The following is an 18843-nucleotide window of genomic DNA, read 5'->3' on the forward strand; positions in this document are numbered from 1 at the left end:
GGCATGATCCCCAGAATCCACAAGCGCGGGAAGCGCACCATCGGCCTGCTCCACTACCTGTACGGGCCGGGCACGCACGAGGAGCACACCGACCCGCACCTGGTGGCGTCCTGGGACGACAACGCGCCCGACCCCGGCCGTGCCGACGACTTCGCCGCCACCATCAAGGATCTCCAGCGGCTCCTCGACCAGCCACTCGACAACATCGAGGAACGCGACCGGCCCCGTAAGCACGTGTGGCACCTCTCGGTCCGCAACGCCCCCACCGACCGCATCCTGACCGACGACGAGTGGGGCGAGATCGCCCGGCGGATAGTCGCCGCCACCGGCATCGACGACGCCGACGCGAACGGGGCCGGGTGCCGCTGGGCGGCAGTCCGGCACGCGGACGACCACATCCACATCATCGCCACCCTCGTCCAGGAGGACGGCTACAAACCCGACCTCGACCACGACGCCGCACGCGCCCAGGCCGAAGCCCGCCTCGTCGAAGCCGAGTACGGCCTTCGCCGCCTCAACGCCGGTGACGGCACCGCCGCCCAGCGCCCCACCAGCGCCGAGCGCCACAAAGCCACACGCGAACAGCGGGAACGAACGCCGCGGGAGGAGCTGCGGGAGACCGTCCGGCGCGCGGTGGCCGGCGCGAACGGGGAGGCCGAGTTCCTCGACCGGCTCGCCGCCGCCGGGCTCTTGGTGCGGCGTCGTATCGCCCCGTCCGGGGACCTCCTCGGTTACACGGTCGCCCTGTCCGACGACCGCAACAAGGACAATGAGCCGGTCTTCTACTCCGGGTCGAGGCTCGCCCCCGACCTGTCGCTGCCCCGCATCCGCGAACGCTGGGCCAACTCTGGGACTAGTACACCCGGCCGGGCGCCGGACCCGCAGGCGGCCTCCGGGCACCAACTCGTCCCAAGCGGCCCGGCACCCGCGCGCCGCCGTGCGACACACGCGGCATGGCAGGCGGTCCTGGTCATCGACCGGGGCGACGACCCGGCCGTAGCGGCACAGCTCGCCGGTTCCGGTGAGGTGCTGGACGCGCTCGCGAAGACATCCGCCGCTCACACCCGCCGTGAGCTGCGGGAGGCCGCCTGGGCGTTCGAGCGGGTGTCCCGCTCGCATGTCCGGGCCGTGCGCGGGCACGACCGGGCGCTGCGGCAGGCCGCCCGCGACCTCGTGCGCGGCGGGCCGGCGCTGGGCCGGGGTGAGGACGGGGCGACCACTGCGATGGTGATCGACATGTTGTTCTTCCTCGCCGTCGCCGCCGCGAACTGGCATGCGAGGAAGGGACACGCGCAGCAGGCCGCCGCCGCCCGGAAGACGGCCGAACACCTGCGCGCCGCCTACCGGCAGGCCGCCGGGCAGCCGCTGTCCGCACTCCAGGAGCGGGGCCGGCGCATGGCGCAGCCGCTCCAGCTCCAGCGGGCCGCGTATGTGCGGGCGGCGGTGCCGGAGCTTGCCGGGCAGATCCTCGGCGAATCCGGCTGGCCCGCGCTCGCCGCCACCCTCGCTGACGCCCAGGCCGCAGGCCACGACCCGGCCGGTCTGCTCGCCGAGGCCGCACAGCACCGCGAACTGGATACCGCCGGATCACTCAGCGACGTCCTGGTGTGGCGGCTGCGCCGCATGGCTGACCTGCCCGCCGACACCACCACCGTGCCCCCTGTCACCGCACGGGCGACGACCGCGCCGCAGCCAGCCCGGGCAACCGCGAACCGCTCTGACCAGGGGCGGAAGGTCCGGTGATTAACAACTTTCAGAGTTGAAGCCGGACAGATGCATGGGGCACGCTCTGGGTGGCCCGAGGGACGAAACGTGAGGGAGCGCAGGATGTTCGACCGGATACGGGACGACCGTGAGTGGTGTGAGACCCAGAGCGCCGGCCGGGACATGCTGGAGTGGGCTCAGCGTCAGCCTTCCCCCGAACCACGCGCTGCCCGGCCGGGCACCGGTCCGAGCGGCGTACCGGCCCCGTCGCCGGGGGTGATTGCGGTGGTGGACGACTTCCTGCCCCCTGATCTGCTGTCGGCCTCCCGGGGCGAGGTGACAGGGATGATGATGCCCTGGCCGGGGCCGCTCGTGGTCGAGGGTGAGATCCGTGAGTGTCCGCAGTGCGGCGCGTACCGCGACTGGGTCATCCTCGCGATGCGGGACGCCGTGTGGCTCCGCTGCCGCGAAGGCCACGAGACCCACGACCCGACCCTGGACACGGCGTGGTTCAACCGCCACTCCGGCCCGATGGAACACCGCCACGCCACCCTCGGCGAGGGCCTGCGCCACCTCGGCCACTGACCCCCGCACCCCTACCCCGCCGAACCGGATGTTCGGCCAGTCAGACCTCCGCACCGACCCCATGGGGAACCCGCATGCACCGCCGCTCCACCACCACGGCCGTCCTCACCCTGACCACCCTCACCCTCATCACCCTCCCCGGCTGCTCCACCAGCACACCCTCCCCTGCTCCTACCACTCGTACCGCCGAGCCCGAAGCTGCGTCGGCCAACTCCAAGCCGGGGAAGGTGCTGACGACGGAGCAGCTGCGCGCGAGGCTTCTGAACGAGGCCGACCTCGGCCAGGGGTATACCCGCAAGCCGGAGCGGAACTCCGGCCGCGACGATGTGACGGTGATCGGGTGCCCCGCGCTGGAGAAGCTCGGCGGCGACGCGGCAGCCGGCGGCTCCCTGGACTTCCCCAACCGGGCGAAGACCGCCTTCACCTACACGGGCAGCGCCGACTCGGAGGTATCGCAGGAGCTGTACAGCGACACCGGGACCAGGCTGTCGGCGGGAACGGGGCGGATCTTCGACGCCATGGTCTCCTGTCCGGTCTATCAGGTCGTGGTCGGCAACACCCCGGTGAAAATGCAGACCCAGAAGCTCACCGCCCCGGCGCTGGGCGACGAACAGTGGTCCCAGCTGATTACCTCCACCACCGGCGGGCGCAGCAGCATCGTCAAGCAGACCGCTATCCGCGCGGGCACGCTCCTCGTGATCGTCTCCGGATCTCCCGGCCTCGTGGACACCCACGTGGAGAAGGCACTCGGCAAAGCCGGATCACCGAGCTGACGCCCACCGCGCTTTCCGGAAGCCAGCACGAAAGCCCGGAGGGCCAGACCATGGCGGTCTGGCCCTCCGGGCTCTTCTCTGCCGTCTGCCCTCGCTTTCGGGGGCGGCGGTTGTGCCGTAGCTCAGCGGATGGGGCGCTGGACGGTGACGAGCCGATCGCGGCGCAGGCGTAGATCGGCCACCCGGTCCTCGGCGGGGAGGTAGGCGAGGAGGTCGGTGTGGGTTTCCCCGCCGCGGTCGTTGACCGCGACGACGTAGTGGGTCTCCCCGCAGCCGGAGAGGGTGTACGCGTCTCCGGCTGTCAGGGTGAGGACGCGGTCGTCGAAGACGTCCAGGTCCTGCTGGTGCCAGGTCCGGGCCTCGTCCCGCATGCGGGGCAGAGTGACCATCTGCCGGATCACCTCGGACAGCTCCCAGTGGATCCGGCACGGTGCGCACTCGTGCGATGCTCCCGGGTGGGGATCGGCGAGCGGGCGGTCGCAGAACCCCTTGCCGGTAGCGGCGTTGCGCCGGTGTCCGGTGACGAGGTCGCCCAGGCCGTCGGGCGCCCAGAGCAGGGTGTCGTCGGCGTGGCACGGCTCGGCCGCGGGAAGGAGCAGCTCGCCGGCCCGGCGGCGCAGCGCGTCGATGGCGTCGCTGAGCCGGGCGCACAGGGTGCACCGGCTGAGGGTCAAATCCGGCCGCCGGTTGCCGAGGGAGTTGCCGCAGTAGGCGAGGAGGTGTCCCGGGACAGGTCGGTGGCAGACCTGGCCCCGCCCTCGCCCCGTGGTGGTACGGGCCTCCGGCTCACCGGGATGCGGAGCGGTGGCGAGGACCAGGAGAGCGCGGGCGCAGGACCGGCACATGGCGTGGGCGCTCGCGTCGGGAACGGGCTGGAGATCTGGCGAGCGGGTGGCGCAGGCCGTCACCGGCTCCGTCCCGAGCAGGACGCCGAGGTGGGCGGTGCCGTTCAGGGGACCAGTAGCGAGACGGATCAGCGGCAGGGGCAAGGAACCTCCGCGGAGCAGGGCTTGTGGGGGAATGATCAGATACGCCGGGCGCAGAGGCCGTCGTGGTCGACTGGGAGGCAGCAGGCGTCTTCGCAGGGGTGGTCGGCCTGGGCCTGGGTGGTGCGTCGGTGTTCGTGGCAGTCGACACACCAGGCAGGCGCTGAGGGGAGATCGCGGTTGCGGGCGAGGAAGCCGGGTGCGCCGCAGCGCCGGCAGTTCGCCTCGCTGCCGCCGTGCGGCGCCGTGGCCGGGGAGGACACAGGGGACCTCTTTCATGCGGGTCGGTCAGATCGGGGGCAGCAGGGTGAGATGGCCCTCGGTCCCCTCGGGAAGGACCTTTCGCCGTACTGGGACAGGTGAGGCCAGCGACGCGGCGAACGCGGCGACGAGGTCATGCGGGGTGGAGCTGCTGAAGGTCGCACACCACAGGGGAGTCCCGGGCACCGGCTCGGCCCATGCCTGCCATCCGGGCAGGTCGGGGCGCGGGTCGGCGTCGAAGACGTGCTCCGGCACGGCTTCGAGGGAGACGCTGGCGGTGAAGCCCGGGTCGGAGGCGGCGCTGCGGGGGCGGTCGATGTCGCGGTACCAGCCCTGGCCGGTCAGCGCATCGAGGACCACCTCGGGCCCGCCGGACGGAGCGTGGGGTTCGGCGCGGACGTCGAGCGCGGTGAGGAAGTCGATGATCGCCTCGGGCGGGGTGCCGCCGGTGAAGTAGGCGTTCCACTCGCGCATCGTGCCAGCGGGGTGTGAGCGGGCGGTGATCTGCCAGGCCACGGGCAGGCCGCCGAGCGCGAAGGGGTAGCTCGCGCGGACCCATTCGGCGCCGCACAGCTCGTCCGGGCTCACGTAGAGCAGGGTCTGTCGGGCGGTCGGCCACATGCGCCAGCCCGCGCCGGCGAGGGCGGCGCCGACCAGGTCGGCGAGGGTGTCGTCGTCGCCGGCGAGATGCCTCGGGGCCACCCACAGGTGTGGCGGCGGGCCAGGAGTGGACGAATCGAGGGGGTGGTGCGGGTTCAGCAGCGCCTCCGGAGGCTTGAGGAACGGTTCACTGGCCGCTGGGGCGGGCTGCCCTGCGACGGGTGCGCGGGGGTGCGGTGGCCGGCTCATGCCAGGTGAAACGGACCGCGACGTCCGGGGGGACGTGGCCCAGCTGGTCGCCGTCTGCGAGGAAGACCAGCGGTCGGCCCGTCTCGTCCGAGGCAGGCATCACACCGGCGACGCGGTGAGCCATGGGAAAGAACGGGTTGACCGCCAGCCGTACGGTCGCGTCGCGGTCCAGGGCGGACAGCTGGTCGATCAGGTCGCCGACCGTCAGCTCCGGCGTATCGGGGTTCTGCGGTTCCACGGGATTCTCCTTCTGTGCGGAAGCCGCGCCGGGGGCCGGAGCGGGGGAAGCGTACGCGGCGGGGCGAACGGACCCTCGTGCCGCGGACTGCGGGACGGGGCCGGGCGGGTTCAGCGGGGGCGGGAGGAGCCGAGGACGGCGGCCACGGCCGCCGCGACGATCTGGGCCGGCGTATCGGTATCGAACGACACGTGGTAGCCGGGAACTTGGGCGGTCCCGGTGACGGCGAGTTTCCAGCCCTCCCCGTCGGTGCCGGGACGCCCCGTGGGGAACCAGCCGAGGTAGAAACGCCCGTCCTTGCTGCTGATGTGGACATCGGCCCGGTCGTCCACGACCAGATTGAAGTCCGCGTCGGTGAACTGGTCGATCACGAGCGTCGGCTGGCCGGGCCCGAGTTGCCACGAACGCAGTCGCAGTGCCTCGACAGTGGTGGAGAATCCGGGCGGGGAAAGATCGACGGTCAACACGATCACCTCTCTGACCTGCTATTTCCCTGCGAGTCGTCTACGTTGACATGCCCCTGCCTGCTTGCACCAGCCCTTTCGCGATCTTTCCTGTCTGCCCCCGGCGAACTGTCGAAAATATGGACAGAATGCCCCGGATCGCGCTCCACGGAGAGGGCCCACCCACCCAAAGCAGGGAACATGAGTTCGATTAATATTCCGTACGGGGAACAGGAGCGGGTCGCGGTCCGTCGTCGGGCATCATGTGGCTGCCCGGAGCGCGAGCGCGACCCGGGCGGACGGACGGGAAAGAGGCACGAGGGGCATGACGATCGAGACGGGTGTGCGACGGGAGCGGCGGCTGGGGTCGCGGACACGGGCGTTCACGGTGGGGCCGGCCAGCGGGCATCTGACCGTGTCGTACGCCTCCGGCGGGGCTCCGGTGCGGGTGGAGATCCGGATGGCGAAGCAGGGCTCGACCCTGCACGGGCTGCTGGATCTCCTGTCCGTTTCCCTGTCCAGGGGGCTGACGGCCGGGATGCCGCTGGGCGATCTCCTGGCCGACTGCCTGTCCACCCGCTTCGAACCCGCCGGGATGACCGACGATCCCCAGATCCCGCTGGCGACCTCCGTCACCGACTACGCCGCCCGGCGCCTTGCCCTCGACTGCCTCCCCTACGAGCAGCGCCAGGAGCTGGGCGTCCTCACCCGGGAGGAGCGCGCCGCGGGAGAACAGCGAGTGTGGCCCCTGTCCGTCGGGATCGCGGGCCCGCGATCCGGCTGAGCGGCGCGGCAGCGCGCCCTGGCCCGAATCTGGGGCGGGGCGGGTATGCGTGAGGGCCCGGAGAATCCAGTGGATTGGATTCTCCGGGCCCTCAGTCAGTCGGTACGGGTTGGTGACCCGCCCGTGGTCAGTCCTGGCCGGTGTCGGCGGCGGTGTGGTTCTGGTCGTTGGGGCGGCGTCGGCGGGCTGCCCAGAAGGCGGCGCTTCCGGCGGCGAGCAGGGCGCCCGCTCCGCCGAGCAGCCACCAGGTGGTGTCGGCGCCGGTATGGGCGAGGCTGCCGGATGGCGGGGTGACGTCCGGGGTGGCCGGCGGGTTCATCGGCGGCTTGGCGGGCGGAGATACCGGCGGGGTGGTGGGCGGGCTGGTCGGCGGCGTAGTGGGCGGAGTTGTCGGGGGCGGTGTGGTCGGGACTGCGGTGTTGGGGAGGGTGACGGTGACGGTCTGACCGGGCTCGGCGGTGAACGCGACGGGCTTGGGGTTGAGCTGGTAGCCGTCGGGGGCCGTGATCTCGGTGGCCCAGTAGCGGGTGCCCGCCTTCAGGGTGACGTCGAGCTTCGCCTTCGCGGTGCCGTCCTTGCCGGTGGTGAGCGCGAGCAGCTTCTCCCCCGGTACGTGCTCGCCGTCCTCGACCTTGTTCTCGGTGATGTTGATCACCGCGCCCGGCAGGGTCGCGCCCGTGGCCTTGTCGGTCTTGCGGAGCAGGAGATCGGCCTTCTTGAACGGGTCGACGATCTTGATGGGGTGGGCCTGGGCGGTGCGGCCGGATTCGATGGTGACGTCCTGGTCGGGGACCAGTTCGTGGATGGTGTCGCCGGTGGAGGTCTCCCGCAGCGTGTAGGTGCCCGGGGCGATGTCGTCGAAGACGAGCACCCCCTCCTTGCCGGTCTTGCCTTCGGCGACGACCCTGCCGGTCTTCTTCTCCAGGAGCTGGAAGACCGCGCCGACGAGAACGTCCCCTTCGGGATTCTCCTTGTGAATCGTCACGCCGCCCGGGGCAGCCGTCACGGCGACGGCTGCGACGTCCTTGGCGGTGGTGGTGTCCCCGGCGAGGAGCATCCGCTGTGCTACGGGGTTGTTGGGGGTGAGGACCTTGAGCTGCGCGCCGGGCAGGCCGGTCGCTGTCGCGGCCACCGTGGCGGTTCCGGCCTTCGAAGGGGTGAACTCCCATTCCGCGGAGCCGGTCTTGTCGGTGGTGACCTTGCCGGTAGCGGTTCCGGCGCCGGACCCGGTGAGGCTGACCGGGACGCCGGGGATCGCGGTGCCGGTGAGGGTGGAGGTGACCTTCACGTCCACCGTGACCTTCTTCCCGGCATGGGTGGTCTTCACCGACGGGGTGATCGTGAGGGCGTAGGGGCCCGCGTACTTCTTGGCCTCGTCGATGTAGCGCAGGGCGAGGATGCGGGAGGTCGGGGAGACGACCGGGTAGGCGAGACGTTCCTTGCCGCGCTTGCTGTTGATCGCGTACGTGCCCCCGGCGAGCCATTCGTAGACGGCGGCGTCCACGGCCGCCGCCTGGGCATCCGACTGGGTCTGGCCGTACTTGCCGATCACGTAGGAGGCGTAGGCCAAGTTCTTCTTCGGGACGGGCTTGCCGGTGACCGACGAGGTCCAGGAGGAAACGGGCTTCGGGGCGCTGTAGCCGTCCGCGTCGGCGGGGCCCTTCTTCAGCGGGTCCGCGCAATAGGTCTGGGAATCGCCCCAGACCTGTGGCCCGGGCGGACCGTACGCGCCGATGTGGCTCGATCCGGCGTTCCCGTCGCTGTCGGGAATGCTGTAACCGGGGCCGAGATGATCGGCAGCTGCGGCGGGGGTGCCGGTGGCGAGGGTTCCGGCGACGGTGGCGGCGACCGCCACGGCGAGCGGTCGGCGGATGCCGCGGGTGGAAAAGCTGTGCAAAGCGGTGGTACTCCAGATCAGGAGGGGAGTGGGAGTGCTTGCGGCGGTGGCCGGGTGGTCAGCGGGAGCGGCCCGCAGGCGGGGCAGGCGGCCGTGGGGGGAGCTGTGGCGGACGAGGGGTGGGGGGTGGTGCGGGCAGGGACGGGGAGTAGCGCACGTGGGTGCGGCTCTGTGCCGGGAGTTCGCGGACGGTGCGGGCCAGAGGCAGCGCCTCGACGAGGGAGGTGGCGAAGGCGGCGATCACCGACGCCGGGGTGCCGGTGGTGAAGGTCGCCTGCCAGAGCAGGGGCTCGCCCGGGATGTCGGCCCTGAAGGCCCAGGTGGGGTTGAGGGCGGCGGGTTTGCGCGGGGAGTACCAGTGCCGGAGGAACGCGCCGGTGTCAGGGCTGCGGAAGGTCTGCTTGCCGTCGATGTCGACCGTGTGGCTCCAGCCCGCGGTGAGGAGAGGCAGATATCCGGCCGAAGCCGGCGTGTCCCCGGTCTCGGTCAGCCAGTCCCGTTCACCGTGCAGGCCCTCCAGGTAGAGCGAGAGGACTTCGGTGTGGGCGTCGCGCAGGATCTCCAGGGGCACAGCGCCGCTGAAGGTCATGGTCCATGCCGCCGGGGCGAACGGGTCGGTGTGGATATGGGTCTGCCACGTGCCGCCTCCGGGGCCGTGGACGCCGGTGGGGTCAGGGGTGAATCCCAGGCGGACGCGCTGGCAGGGGCTGACCCCCACCGCGTCACCGTCGCCGGGCTGGTGGAGCAGCCAGCCCTCCTCGAACGGGAGGGGCCAGGCCATCTGAAGGTCCAGACCTCCGGGGCCGGCGAGGTACCGGGGCATGACCAGCACCTCGGCCTCCGGATCGAGATCATCGAGAGCCATAGGAGGGGCCTTTCTGCCCAGGAAGCCGGAACAGCGGCGATGCCGGGGTGCCGGTGCCACGGGGGCCGGGCCGGTGCAGGCCGGTGAGGGACTGAGTGAGTGCGGAGAGGACGGTGCGGACCGTCAGGTCGGTGAGACCGTAGATCCACAGGCTGCAGACGGCGTTCATCGACGGTCCCGAGAGTTCGACGATGGCGTGTTCGGAGCCGAGCCAGCTGGCGGCGAGTTCGCCGGTGTAGGTCGGCGGGAGCGCGTCGTCCTCGTGACCGGGCAGGGGCACCTTGGCGACCAGGCCGAGCGCGTGCCCGGTCTGGCTGTCGAGCCGCCGGGCCGCCTCGCCCTCGAAGTCCTCCGGGAGGCGGTAGCCGGCCAGTTCGGCATCGGCCCTCGCCCCGACCGCGTTCAAGACGGCGGGAGCGTGACGTACCGGGAGCCGGTGCACCTCCACGGTGTTCCCGGACGGCGTGTGGTGGCTGAACCAGCGGACGGAGACCTCTCCGGCGGTGAAGGCGAGTTCCGTCCAGGGCGACGTACCGGGCGCGGCGCCGGTGACGGTGGCCGAGATCCCCAGGTTCCGCAGATCCCGGAGGGTGCTATCGGGCACGGGCTGCCGTTCCGCGGACCCGGGAGGGAGCCGGTGCCGGTGCCGGTGCCGCCACTCTCGAGGAGGGTCGGACCGTGGGGTCGGGGGCGGGGAATCCCCACATGCCCGCGTAGGTATGGACGGCGTGGACGAGGGAGGTGAAGTTCCCTCCCCGCCATGGCGGTTCGGCGCCTCCGGGGAAGGCGTGGACGACATCGCGGTCATAGGTGCCGGAGGCGGCGTCGCGAGCGCGGAAGGTTCCGTACTCCTTGAAGGACAGAGCCAGTGTGTCGATCTTGCCCCGGTCGGGATGGACGACGCTCAGGCGCAGGCCGCCGTACTGGTGCTGCGTGATCGTCTCGTAGAAGTCGATCCGCAGCCGGTGTCCGGAGTCGGGCGCCTGGCTGTAGAACGAGTTCCCGATCACGACTCCCGCGAGCTGGTGGGGGAATCCGCTGGTGAAGAACTGCTCGGCGTGCAGGGACATGGGACTCCAGGGGTGAGGGGGAGTTGGGTCAGCGGCGGGCTGCCGCGCGGGCCGGGGCGGGCAGCCGGCCGGAGGGGGTGCTGGTGGACCAGCGGGGCACGGCACGTGTCCCGGGGGCCGGGGTGGTCCGCCAGTGCCTGCGGGCGATGTCCCTGGGCGTGGGTGCCGGAGGACGGGCCGGTGTGATCTGCGCGTGGGCGCGGGTCATCCGGGAGAGTCCGCCGGACCAGCGCAGGGCGGGTTCGGGGTCGACGACCGCTGCCGCGGTGGCGGTGATGAACGCGGCGGGCGTGTGGGTGGAGAAGACCGCGTACCAGTAGCTCTTCTTCGGCCCTCCCCACAGGCCCCACCGGGTCGCGTTGCTGGTCAGCTCGCCGTCCGGGTCGAGGGCGCCGCGCCGGTACCAGGCTCCGGCGAGGGCGTCGGGTGCCTTCATCTCCCGTAGCCACCAGTCGTCGGTCACCTCCCAGCCGGCGTCCGCCAGCGGGGCGAGCACTGGGTGCGGGTCGTCGGCTCTGCCGAGCCCGCCTCGCAGGAAGGAGTCGTCGTCCTTCTGGTAGGAGTCGAGGAGGGCGGTGGTGAAGGCGGTGACGAACTCCGTGGGGGTGTCACTGCTGAACGCGGCGGCCCACCGGGGGCGGGCGAACTGGTGCTCGTAGGCGGCGATCTTCCACAGGGCGTCGTCGTCGCCCTCGGGCATGAAGCCGATCCGGAGCCGCTGGTCAGGGGACGGAAGGTAGCGGTTGCCGAGGTCGTCGTGGGTCAGCTGCCAGCCCGCGTCGAGCGCGGCCTGCAGACCCACGTCACCGGTCGATATCGAACCGGCGAGGTAGCGGGGGCTGACGTGGACGTCCGCATCGAGGTCAGCCACATGCACCGCCGGAAGAGGCGTTCAGAACGACTGTCGGGGACGCGGCTGCCCGGGCGTCGAGAACGCCCCGGTTCGCCTGGATCCACTGGTGCAGGGCCTGCGCGGGCTCTGTGGCATGGCCGGTGTTCTGGGTGAGGAGGGTGAGGGTGGCGCGGACGCGGGTGGTGAAGTCGGCGTGCCGGGTGGGGTGGTGGTGAGCACGGGCCCAGCGGGCGGCGGTGTCGTAGACATCGGCCAGGGCGGCGCCGCGAGGGGTGAGCCGGTAGGCGGGCTGACCCGCCTGCTGTCCGCTGTGGATGAGCCGGTGGGTGCGGGCCAGCACGGAACCGTCGCGGACCTGCTGGAGCCGCAGGTCGGGGAAGGTGCGGCTGAGCATGTGCCGGGCGACGGGTCCGTGATCGTCGATCTCGCTGACCAGCCGGACCACCCCCGGATGACCGAGCACCTCGACCGTATGGACGAGCTGGGCGGGGGTGGGCTTGGTGGAGGTCATCGGCGGTGGCCCCCTGCCGGAGCGCCCGCGCGAGCTGGCGCCTGGTGGGAGAAGAGGTCTCCGGCGCGCCACGGTGCCGCGGGCGTGGTCTGCGGAGCGGGCGGGGTCTTCGCGGTGGAGGCCCACATGCCTGTGGCGGACTGGGACGGGGCCGGCGGGTGGCCCCACACGGGGTGGGCTGCGGCGTCGGCGAGGGGGCGGCCGGCCGCCCACGCCGAGAGGGCGCGGTAGACCGGGGCGAGGGCCCGGCCGGGCGAGGAAAGGCGGTAGTCGGTCCCCTCCGCGTCGGTGTCGACGAGTCGGTCGTCGACCAGCTGCCGAAGGCGCGGGTAGACGGCGCTGAGGCGTTGGCCGGGCATCGCGTCGGCGGCGATGGCCGTGGCGCCGGCCGCCCCGCGGGCCTGCAGGGACCACAGGATCGGGGTGGCGTGCCGGTAGGAGATCAGGACCAGACTGTCCTCGATGTCCTGCACGGTCGAGGCAGCCTGTGCGCCTGCCGCTGTGGGGGTGGCCTTCTCCAGATGAGCGTCGCCCCAGACGGAGATCACCGCGAGGACCGGCATCAGGTCACGGCCGCGGGTAGAGAGCCCGTAGGTTACGTGGCGGACGCCGTGCTCGGTGCGTTCCACCAGGCCGGCGTCCGAGAGCCAGCGGAGCTTGGGGTGGAGCTGGCCGTCCTGCAGCCACGGCATCCGGCTTTTGATCTCCGTGTACCTCAGGGGCCGGCCGGCGAGGGTGATCAGGATCTGCGCGTTCCAGCGCGGGGTGAGCATGCCGAGGGATTCGATGACCCGCGACAGATCGGCGTGGACGGCGGGGGGCAGACCGGTGGGGATCAAGAGAGGGAACTCCAGGCGGTATCGGGGCGGGTCAGCGTGTGCGGGCAGCGCTGGCGGGAGCGGGTACGGGCGGTGGTGCCGGGGCTGGCTCGGATGTCGGTACGGGGATGCGGTGCAGGCTCTGCAGGACGGCGCTCAGGGTCTTCGTGTGGGCGTCGCGGGCGGCGACCGCTTCGCTGATGCGGCGGGCGTTGTCGAGCAGGTGGCCGGCGTCGAACGCTTCGATCGACCGGTCCGGGTGAGCGAGTTGCCGCAGCCGGTCGCGGTGGAAGGTGATGCTGCGTTCGGCGAGCTGGAGATCGGCCAGACTGCCCAGGAGGGCGGCGAGCATGCTGTCGTGCGGCGTGGCCTCGGCGTGGGCTTCGAGCGCGGCGAGCGGATGGCCGTACAGGGTCTCGATCCGCTCGGTCAGCGTATGGGCCGTGGAGTGGGATGCGGTCAATCAGCGGGCCTTCACGGTCGGTGCCTCCGCCGCCCCGGCCCGCGTCGGGGCCGGGCCGGCGGAGGGCAGGGCGGTGGTGATCTTGGCCTGGGTGAACTCCACCGGGCGGCGAGAGGCGGATTCGGGCGGAGGCATGGACCTCAACAGGCCGGCCAGAGCGGTGAGGTATCCGTCGCGGGCACTGAGAGCTGCCTCCATCCACTGCGCGTCGAAACGCAGCGCGTCGGCGGACAGCTCGCCCAGGTCGCGGCCGGGGGCCGTGGACTGGTGGACCCGGTCGCGGACCCGGACGACCTGCTCCTCGGCCAGGACCAGAAAGGACCGCAGCTCCAGGGCCCGGCGCAATGCGGCGGAAGCCCCGGACGCGGTGGCGGTCGCGTACAGCTGGTGGACCGGAGCTCCGAACGCCTCTTCCAGCGCGGTGTCCTGGCTGGAGGGGCGCGTCGTCATGCTCACCGGGCCGCCCTTCGGATCTCCGGCATCGGGAGTGCGGGGCGGGCCGGCGTGCTGGTTGTGGGGGCCGGTCCCCGGCGGGCGGTCGCAGCGGTCCCGCGCCATACGCCGGGGGTGCCCGGGGCTTGCGGGTCCAGGAGCTGACGCAGGACCATGGCCCGCCCGTCGCGGATATCGAAAGCGGCGTTCACGCGGTGAGCCAACTGCATGACGGGGTCGTCTAGTTCGCCGGGCGGCTTGGACATGAGGACTTCGACAAGGGCGTCCTCGGCCCGGCCGAGCGCTTCCTGCGCGGTGGCCAGGAGGGCGTACCAGCGGACGGCCTCGGTAGCGGCGGGGCTGGCGTGCGGCGCGAAAGCTACCGCGCGCCGGAGCGCCGGCAGGCCCATCTGGAACTTCTCCTCGATCCGGGCCGCGAGAACGCCCATCACGTCATCGGATTCATCGGGCACTGAACGCTCTCCATTTCATGCTCGGGAGTACCGGACCGATGGCCGCATGGCCGACTGCGGCCAACGGGACGGAATCCTTCAGTGAATGCGGCGGGACTGTGCAGAGCGCCTGGGGTGGCTAATAGCTCAGGCACATGCGAACGTCCCGGTAGACGTAGCTGCCGGAGACCCAGCCCTTGACTTTCGTGGTCTTGTTGGTGATGTGATGCCAGTTGCCGCTGGTGTTGTGGACGGTGAACTTCTGGCCCTTGTAGAGGATTCCGACAGCGGTGGACTTGGTGGTCGCCTTGTAGCGCATGGTGACGGCCTTCGTGCCGATCACCCATGGTCCGGGCCGGTCACACGGGCGGTGGCCGTGCTCGACGGCGACAGCCGGGGCAGCGGCGGTCGCGGTCGGTGCGGCGGCGAGAGGAAGGGCGAGCGCGCCGAGCACAGCGGCACTGACGGCGAATCGGGCAGAACCCATGAGAAATGGCCTCCAGACGGAAAAGGGGGATACACGGAAATGGCGCCCCGGGGCGATGTTCCGGGCGACAGTTCTAGAGTCCGGAGAATCCCCGGTTTCACGAACCGGGAAAGTGCTGCTACCTTTCCCCGCGCCCGTCTGCGCCGGGGGGGGACGACCGGGATTCAGTCAGCGGGTACGGCCCCGGGGCGGCGTGGACGGCGGGGAAACCACGGAAGCGTCCGCGCGCTTGACGGTGCCGGGGAGCGGGGGCAGTGCCGGGGTTTCGCCACGCCAGTGGGCGTCCCACCAATCGGTGGCGCCCTGGACGGTACGGAAGCCGCCTTCCCGGAGGGTGTGCGTCCGGGACGTGGGGTCGACGCGCCGCAGCAGCACGCGGAACGGGCGCAGTTCCTTCGCGTCGGCCGCGCCCAACAGCACCGTGATCTCCGGTGTGTCGGAGGTGTCGTTGGTGTAGGCGGTGAGAAAGGCGAAGCGCTCTCCGTCTCCCCTGAGCCGCTCCTCCAGGGCGCGGGTGGCGTCGTCGGCCGCGGCCGTTCCGGTGCCCGGGGGGACGCGGATGCCGTCCCTCGAGCAGCCGCGGGCGATCAGCCAGGACTGCGCCATCGCCGGCAGCGGCACGCGCTTGTGCTGGAAGTCGAAGTCCCGGGCGTCAGGATCACGGCGGATGCACAGAGCGACGATCTGCGGTTCGCCGGGAAGGCCGCCCCCGGCGAGGGTGCCATCGTGAAGGAGGTAATAGCTGTGCCGCCCGTCCTCCGTGTGGTGGCCGGCGAGCTCCGTGAAGTCTTCTTCGTCGACGCCGATGTGCTGCCAGAAGGCTTCATGAATTCGGGGGTTGACGGCCTCGTAGCCATCGAGACGGAAATCGGGTGAGCGTGAGGGCATAGGCAGGGGCTTTCGGGAGGTCAGGGCGACCGGCTGTGCTGCGTGGCGAGGGGAACGGTGTACCGGGCGATGTGTCCGCCTCGCTCCAGTCGCTGGAGCTGCTCGAATCCCACACGGTTCACGAACCAGGGTGGTCTGTTGCATTTCGCCGACCGCGCACCGGCCGGTGAAGCCGGCGCGGTAAACAGCCTGGCGGGTCCGAAACTCGGGCCGCGCAGGAGTTCAGCGTGTGCGGCCGGGCATGGGGGTGGTGGATGGCCCGGCGGGTGGCAGCCCGGGCGCAGAGGTACGGAGCGCGGGCGGCGGGGCGGGCGGCAGGGGAACGGCCTCGTCCTTCCAGTGGTTCTCCCACCAGCTGATGGCCTCGCGGTAGGTGGCGAAACCGCCCTCGCGGAGCGTGTGCGTGAAGCTGATGAAGTCGACCTCTTCCAGCAGCACCCGGAACGGCAGTGGCCCCTCCTCGTCCAGAGCGCGCAGAAGTACCGTGATCTGCGGTAAGGCGGGGTCGTCACGGGTGTAGCTGGTCAGGAGGGCGAAGTGGTCTCCGTCTCCCATGAGGCGTTCCTGCAGGCTGCGCGTGGCGTCATCGGCGGCCGTGGTCCCCAGACCCGGGGGCAGGCGGATGGCGTCCGGCGGGCAGCCGCTGGCGATGAGCCAGGACTGGCCCATGGCCGGCAGGGGCAGCTTGGCGTGGGCGAATCGGTAGGTGCGCGCCTCGGGATCGCGCTGGATGTGGAGGGCGATGTGCTGGGGCTCTCCGGGGATGCCCCGGGTGACAGTCCCGTCGTGGAGGACGTAGTGGCTCTGCCGCCCGTCGTCGCTGTGATGTGCGGCGAGGCTCTTCATCTCGGTGTCGTTCACGGCGATGCTGATCCAGAACGCCGTATCGACGGAGGGGGTGACGGCCTTGTAGCCGGCCAGGCGGAAGTCGGGTTTCAGTGAAGGTGCGGGCATAGAGCTTCCGGATCGGCAGCGGGCACACTGCGGGGAGGGTTCAGTGGCGGGGGCGTGCCGCTGTGGGCCACACTCCCGCCTTCGGAACGGGCTCGGTGACGGCGGGCGGGCGGCGAGTTCCGGCGAGTGTGCTGCGGCCGGTGTCGGTGAGGGCGACCGGCTGTCCTGCGTGGACCGGGTGGGTGGTGTCCCGGACGACGAGTCCGCCTCGCTCCAGTCGCTGGAGCTGCTCGTGTCCGACGCGGGTCCCGGAGGCGGTGACCACGGACAGCCTCTGCGTCAGAAGGTGTTCATGCAGCTTGGCACCGTGGGCGATGGCGAGCAGAGCGGCGACGTCCTGTGCGGGAAGGTCCGTCGCGCCCGCCGGCGCAGCGGTGCGGGCGGCTGCCTCGACCGGCTCCAGGGCGGCCAGCACAGTCGTGTGCTGCTGGTCCCGGGCGGTCGCCGCGTCCGCCAGTTGGCCGACCGTGCGGTCGATGCGCTCGAACAGCGCGGCATCGACCGGGAACTCGCCCGAGGCCAGGCAGTGGAGCAGGACGCGGTAGAAGGTCACCGAGGTCTCGGCCGCCGCGAGGGCGCGGTGGGCGTCGGTGAGGCGGGCGCGGAGCTCGTCGAGGAGACCGCGGTCGCGCTGGTCCCACAGGGTGTCGACGCTGCAGCCCACAGCCGCCTCGATCCGGTGATCCAGCCCGGCCGGCGCCCTCTGCACAGGTGTGGCGGACATGGCAAAACCTCCCTTCCGGATCAGCGGCAGCCGGCGAGCGCGGCGCGGCGGTGGGACTTGCGGCGGCCGTCCGGCAGCGTGACGTCACGGGTGGAGATCTCGTAGAGGGACAGGAGCTGGGCAAGGCGTGCCTGGGTGAGGCCGGCGTAGCGCCCGCGCCCGTCCGCTGTACCCGGCAGGCGCCGCAGCACGGCTACCCGATCGGCGGACGCGAGAGCGTCGGGATCGTCGAGGTCGGCGAAGACTCGCAGGATGTCCTGGACGACGCCGGACGTCGGCGGGTGCTCGTCCGGGCAGGACAGGAAGTCCTCCGCGTCGTCCTCGGCGATTTCCTCTTCGGTGCAGCAGCACCAGTGGGAGGAGAGAAGAACGGCGAGCTCGCGGCCGGCGACGAGGCGTTGGGCAAGCACTCCGGCGAGCTGTTCAAGCCGCTCCCCGGTCCCGTCGAGCCGGCCGTGGGCGGGGATCGACCCGGCGAGCTGCTGGTCCAGCCGCTGGACTTCGAAGAGGGCGTCAAGGATCGCGCGGTGGTGCGGGTCCTCCGGCGGCAGCTCGGCCCCGCGCAGAGTGGCGGCGAACCGGTCGAGGAGGATGGGAAACACGATCGTCAACGGATGGGGCCCTTCGAGGTCGGAGCGGGGTGGGGAAGACCGGGCATCGGGCAGGGAGGCGGGCTGGGCCTGGATACCTGGCCCGGAGTGCCAGCCAGCTGCGGGGATCGGGTACGGGCGGCGTGGGCCAGGGCGCTCAACGGCCGGCGGGTGATGGCGAGGCGGGCGCGGGCCGTGTCGTAGGCGTCCTGCCCGGCCCGGGGCCGCACCGCCACCACATGGATCTCGGCGCGGTGGACCGATCCCGGCGGAGCCGGGCGCTGGCCGTAGACGATCCGCCACTGGGCGCGGTGATCAACGTAGAGCTTGCGGAACCCGTCCAGGTCACCGCTGAGCCTGCCGCCGAACAACTGCGCGGTGACGACGTCCTGGAGCTGGGCGAGTGCCAGATCGCGGATGTCTCCCGGTGCGGCCAGGAGGTCGGTCAGGGCGCGCGGGTCGAAGCTGAGACCGAACGCCGGCGCTGGGGGGCCGGTCATGCTCCGGCCCCGTCCGGTGTCGCGTCTGCTGGGTGGTCGGCTTCGGTCTTCGAGCGGGCCGAGGGTGCGGGGCCTGCCAGCAGCCGGTGTGAGGGGCGGTCCGGGTCGGTCTTGCACGCGGACAGCGGGCCGCCCGGGGCGCGGACCGCCGCCATCGCGTGGGTGAGGAAGTCTCGGTGCCACACGAACAGGCCGGCGAGCCCCGCTTCGGGGTCCTTGTGCTGCTGGTAGGCCATCCACAGGGCGTGCATCCAGGCGACGACGTCACGGTGTTCCTGCCACTCATCGCACCACGGCGCGGCGGTGGTGACCTCCGCGCCGTACGCGGGCATAAGGAAGTCGTCCACCCAGTCGGAGAGGGAGTCGAGTTCGTTCTCGTACTCCTCGCCGTCGAGTTCCAGGATCGGCTTCGGCTCGGGCGGCGCGGGCGACGGAGGCGGCAGTCCTGGCATGCCCGCGAAGCCGGTCATACCGAAGCCCGGGAACGGGGCTGGTGGGCGGTGGGCTGGGCCGGGTTCCGCCGAGAGGCTGTCGAGCTGCCGTGCCTGCTCGGCCGTCTGGTCGAGCAGTTTGCGGACGCTGGCCTCTATGGATTCCAGGCCGGAATCGGGCAGCCGTATCGGGGGGATCATCCCGCCGTCGGGGGGATCTGTGGATTCGGGCACGCATGGTCTCCTTGAAGCCGCGGCCGGTGAATGACGGGTTGCGGCATCAAC

At 71.5% G+C, this 18843-nt stretch carries 26 protein-coding genes; 4 read left to right on the plus strand and 22 right to left on the minus strand.

All coding sequences use genetic code 11. From position 1 onward, the window contains the following. The first annotated feature begins 3 nt into the window (after window positions 1–3). From ACWCRA_RS01020 to ACWCRA_RS01030, 3 genes are all read left to right on the plus strand, one after another. Window positions 4–1743, plus strand: a complete 1740-nt coding sequence (locus tag ACWCRA_RS01020; RefSeq protein ID WP_451066496.1) for a relaxase/mobilization nuclease domain-containing protein — start codon at window positions 4–6, stop codon at window positions 1741–1743. A gap of 246 nt (window positions 1744–1989) precedes the next feature. Further along, window positions 1990–2289 carry a hypothetical protein gene (locus ACWCRA_RS01025; protein WP_451066497.1) on the plus strand — a complete coding sequence of 100 codons (300 nt, stop codon included), beginning with the start codon at window positions 1990–1992 and terminating at the stop codon, window positions 2287–2289. Between the two features lie 74 nt (window positions 2290–2363). Then, the gene (locus tag ACWCRA_RS01030; protein WP_451066498.1) at window positions 2364–3062 is read left to right on the plus strand and encodes a hypothetical protein; all 699 of its coding nucleotides are present in this window, start codon (window positions 2364–2366) and stop codon (window positions 3060–3062) included. Between the two features lie 122 nt (window positions 3063–3184). Here ACWCRA_RS01030 and ACWCRA_RS01035 read toward each other — a convergent pair whose 3' ends face one another. From ACWCRA_RS01035 to ACWCRA_RS01055, 5 genes are all read right to left on the minus strand, one after another. Beyond that, entirely contained in the window at window positions 3185–4051 is an 867-nt protein-coding gene (locus ACWCRA_RS01035) for a hypothetical protein (RefSeq protein WP_451066499.1), read from the minus strand. Between the two features lie 35 nt (window positions 4052–4086). Continuing rightward, window positions 4087–4311, minus strand: coding sequence for a hypothetical protein (locus tag ACWCRA_RS01040; RefSeq protein ID WP_451066500.1), 225 nt, complete (start codon window positions 4309–4311; stop codon window positions 4087–4089). 25 nt (window positions 4312–4336) lie between these two features. Next, on the minus strand, window positions 4337–5017 hold the full coding sequence (locus ACWCRA_RS01045; protein WP_451066613.1) for a DUF317 domain-containing protein: 681 nt from the start codon (window positions 5015–5017) through the stop codon (window positions 4337–4339). 79 nt (window positions 5018–5096) lie between these two features. Then, the gene (locus ACWCRA_RS01050) at window positions 5097–5396 is read right to left on the minus strand and encodes a hypothetical protein (protein ID WP_451066501.1); all 300 of its coding nucleotides are present in this window, start codon (window positions 5394–5396) and stop codon (window positions 5097–5099) included. Between the two features lie 110 nt (window positions 5397–5506). Further along, window positions 5507–5860: a DUF317 domain-containing protein gene (locus ACWCRA_RS01055; RefSeq protein ID WP_451066502.1), complete on the minus strand. Its 354-nt coding sequence runs from the start codon at window positions 5858–5860 to the stop codon at window positions 5507–5509. 304 nt (window positions 5861–6164) lie between these two features. Here ACWCRA_RS01055 and ACWCRA_RS01060 point away from each other — a divergent pair, with 304 nt between their 5' ends. Continuing rightward, window positions 6165–6623 (plus strand): TSCPD domain-containing protein, encoded by a 459-nt coding sequence (locus ACWCRA_RS01060; protein ID WP_451066503.1) that lies wholly within the window; start codon window positions 6165–6167, stop codon window positions 6621–6623. A 127-nt stretch (window positions 6624–6750) separates the two neighbouring features. Here ACWCRA_RS01060 and ACWCRA_RS01065 read toward each other — a convergent pair whose 3' ends face one another. From ACWCRA_RS01065 to ACWCRA_RS01145, 17 genes are all read right to left on the minus strand, one after another. Next, the gene (locus ACWCRA_RS01065; RefSeq protein WP_451066504.1) at window positions 6751–8520 is read right to left on the minus strand and encodes an MSCRAMM family protein; all 1770 of its coding nucleotides are present in this window, start codon (window positions 8518–8520) and stop codon (window positions 6751–6753) included. A gap of 58 nt (window positions 8521–8578) precedes the next feature. Then, window positions 8579–9385, minus strand: coding sequence for a DUF317 domain-containing protein (locus tag ACWCRA_RS01070; protein WP_451066505.1), 807 nt, complete (start codon window positions 9383–9385; stop codon window positions 8579–8581). Further along, window positions 9372–9989, minus strand: coding sequence for a hypothetical protein (locus ACWCRA_RS01075; RefSeq protein ID WP_451066506.1), 618 nt, complete (start codon window positions 9987–9989; stop codon window positions 9372–9374). Before ACWCRA_RS01075 ends, ACWCRA_RS01070 begins: the two co-directional genes overlap by 14 nt. Then, window positions 9979–10455: a hypothetical protein gene (locus ACWCRA_RS01080; protein ID WP_451066507.1), complete on the minus strand. Its 477-nt coding sequence runs from the start codon at window positions 10453–10455 to the stop codon at window positions 9979–9981. The genes ACWCRA_RS01075 and ACWCRA_RS01080 overlap by 11 nt, the downstream gene beginning before the upstream one ends. Before the next feature lie 28 nt (window positions 10456–10483). Continuing rightward, the gene (locus tag ACWCRA_RS01085; RefSeq protein WP_451066508.1) at window positions 10484–11326 is read right to left on the minus strand and encodes a DUF317 domain-containing protein; all 843 of its coding nucleotides are present in this window, start codon (window positions 11324–11326) and stop codon (window positions 10484–10486) included. After that, window positions 11319–11819: a hypothetical protein gene (locus tag ACWCRA_RS01090; protein WP_451066509.1), complete on the minus strand. Its 501-nt coding sequence runs from the start codon at window positions 11817–11819 to the stop codon at window positions 11319–11321. The genes ACWCRA_RS01085 and ACWCRA_RS01090 overlap by 8 nt, the downstream gene beginning before the upstream one ends. Next, on the minus strand, window positions 11816–12658 hold the full coding sequence (locus ACWCRA_RS01095; protein ID WP_451066510.1) for a winged helix-turn-helix transcriptional regulator: 843 nt from the start codon (window positions 12656–12658) through the stop codon (window positions 11816–11818). Before ACWCRA_RS01095 ends, ACWCRA_RS01090 begins: the two co-directional genes overlap by 4 nt. Window positions 12659–12689: 31 nt before the next feature. After that, window positions 12690–13100: a hypothetical protein gene (locus ACWCRA_RS01100; protein ID WP_451066511.1), complete on the minus strand. Its 411-nt coding sequence runs from the start codon at window positions 13098–13100 to the stop codon at window positions 12690–12692. After that, window positions 13101–13550: a hypothetical protein gene (locus tag ACWCRA_RS01105; protein WP_451066614.1), complete on the minus strand. Its 450-nt coding sequence runs from the start codon at window positions 13548–13550 to the stop codon at window positions 13101–13103. A gap of 2 nt (window positions 13551–13552) precedes the next feature. After that, entirely contained in the window at window positions 13553–14005 is a 453-nt protein-coding gene (locus ACWCRA_RS01110; protein WP_451066512.1) for a hypothetical protein, read from the minus strand. A gap of 118 nt (window positions 14006–14123) precedes the next feature. After that, window positions 14124–14471 carry an SH3 domain-containing protein gene (locus ACWCRA_RS01115; protein WP_451066513.1) on the minus strand — a complete coding sequence of 116 codons (348 nt, stop codon included), beginning with the start codon at window positions 14469–14471 and terminating at the stop codon, window positions 14124–14126. A gap of 168 nt (window positions 14472–14639) precedes the next feature. Further along, window positions 14640–15359: a hypothetical protein gene (locus ACWCRA_RS01120; RefSeq protein ID WP_451066514.1), complete on the minus strand. Its 720-nt coding sequence runs from the start codon at window positions 15357–15359 to the stop codon at window positions 14640–14642. Between the two features lie 222 nt (window positions 15360–15581). Then, window positions 15582–16313 carry a hypothetical protein gene (locus ACWCRA_RS01125; RefSeq protein ID WP_451066515.1) on the minus strand — a complete coding sequence of 244 codons (732 nt, stop codon included), beginning with the start codon at window positions 16311–16313 and terminating at the stop codon, window positions 15582–15584. A 40-nt stretch (window positions 16314–16353) separates the two neighbouring features. Continuing rightward, window positions 16354–17037 carry a hypothetical protein gene (locus ACWCRA_RS01130; protein ID WP_451066516.1) on the minus strand — a complete coding sequence of 228 codons (684 nt, stop codon included), beginning with the start codon at window positions 17035–17037 and terminating at the stop codon, window positions 16354–16356. Between the two features lie 20 nt (window positions 17038–17057). Next, the gene (locus ACWCRA_RS01135) at window positions 17058–17639 is read right to left on the minus strand and encodes a DUF3631 domain-containing protein (RefSeq protein WP_451066615.1); all 582 of its coding nucleotides are present in this window, start codon (window positions 17637–17639) and stop codon (window positions 17058–17060) included. Window positions 17640–17644: 5 nt separating this feature from the next. Continuing rightward, on the minus strand, window positions 17645–18127 hold the full coding sequence (locus ACWCRA_RS01140; RefSeq protein WP_451066517.1) for a hypothetical protein: 483 nt from the start codon (window positions 18125–18127) through the stop codon (window positions 17645–17647). Then, window positions 18124–18759 (minus strand): DUF4913 domain-containing protein, encoded by a 636-nt coding sequence (locus tag ACWCRA_RS01145; protein ID WP_451066616.1) that lies wholly within the window; start codon window positions 18757–18759, stop codon window positions 18124–18126. Before ACWCRA_RS01145 ends, ACWCRA_RS01140 begins: the two co-directional genes overlap by 4 nt. Window positions 18760–18843 lie beyond the last annotated feature (84 nt).

This window comes from Streptomyces sp. NPDC001889 (assembly GCF_053594535.1).

What these genes read in the sequence shown, in the direction of transcription:
- ACWCRA_RS01060 (WP_451066503.1), top strand. Translation starts at nt 6,165, where the DNA reads ATGACGATCGAGACGGGTGTGCGACGGGAGCGGCGGCTGGGGTCGCGG.
- ACWCRA_RS01020 (WP_451066496.1), top strand. Translation starts at nt 4, where the DNA reads ATGATCCCCAGAATCCACAAGCGCGGGAAGCGCACCATCGGCCTGCTC.
- ACWCRA_RS01070 (WP_451066505.1), bottom strand. Translation starts at nt 9,385, where the DNA reads ATGGCTCTCGATGATCTCGATCCGGAGGCCGAGGTGCTGGTCATGCCC.
- ACWCRA_RS01125 (WP_451066515.1), bottom strand. Translation starts at nt 16,313, where the DNA reads ATGCCCGCACCTTCACTGAAACCCGACTTCCGCCTGGCCGGCTACAAG.
- ACWCRA_RS01115 (WP_451066513.1), bottom strand. Translation starts at nt 14,471, where the DNA reads ATGGGTTCTGCCCGATTCGCCGTCAGTGCCGCTGTGCTCGGCGCGCTC.
- ACWCRA_RS01130 (WP_451066516.1), bottom strand. Translation starts at nt 17,037, where the DNA reads ATGTCCGCCACACCTGTGCAGAGGGCGCCGGCCGGGCTGGATCACCGG.
- ACWCRA_RS01080 (WP_451066507.1), bottom strand. Translation starts at nt 10,455, where the DNA reads ATGTCCCTGCACGCCGAGCAGTTCTTCACCAGCGGATTCCCCCACCAG.
- ACWCRA_RS01120 (WP_451066514.1), bottom strand. Translation starts at nt 15,359, where the DNA reads ATGCCCTCACGCTCACCCGATTTCCGTCTCGATGGCTACGAGGCCGTC.
- ACWCRA_RS01105 (WP_451066614.1), bottom strand. Translation starts at nt 13,550, where the DNA reads ATGACGACGCGCCCCTCCAGCCAGGACACCGCGCTGGAAGAGGCGTTC.
- ACWCRA_RS01030 (WP_451066498.1), top strand. Translation starts at nt 2,364, where the DNA reads ATGCACCGCCGCTCCACCACCACGGCCGTCCTCACCCTGACCACCCTC.
- ACWCRA_RS01140 (WP_451066517.1), bottom strand. Translation starts at nt 18,127, where the DNA reads ATGACCGGCCCCCCAGCGCCGGCGTTCGGTCTCAGCTTCGACCCGCGC.
- ACWCRA_RS01145 (WP_451066616.1), bottom strand. Translation starts at nt 18,759, where the DNA reads ATGATCCCCCCGATACGGCTGCCCGATTCCGGCCTGGAATCCATAGAG.
- ACWCRA_RS01090 (WP_451066509.1), bottom strand. Translation starts at nt 11,819, where the DNA reads ATGACCTCCACCAAGCCCACCCCCGCCCAGCTCGTCCATACGGTCGAG.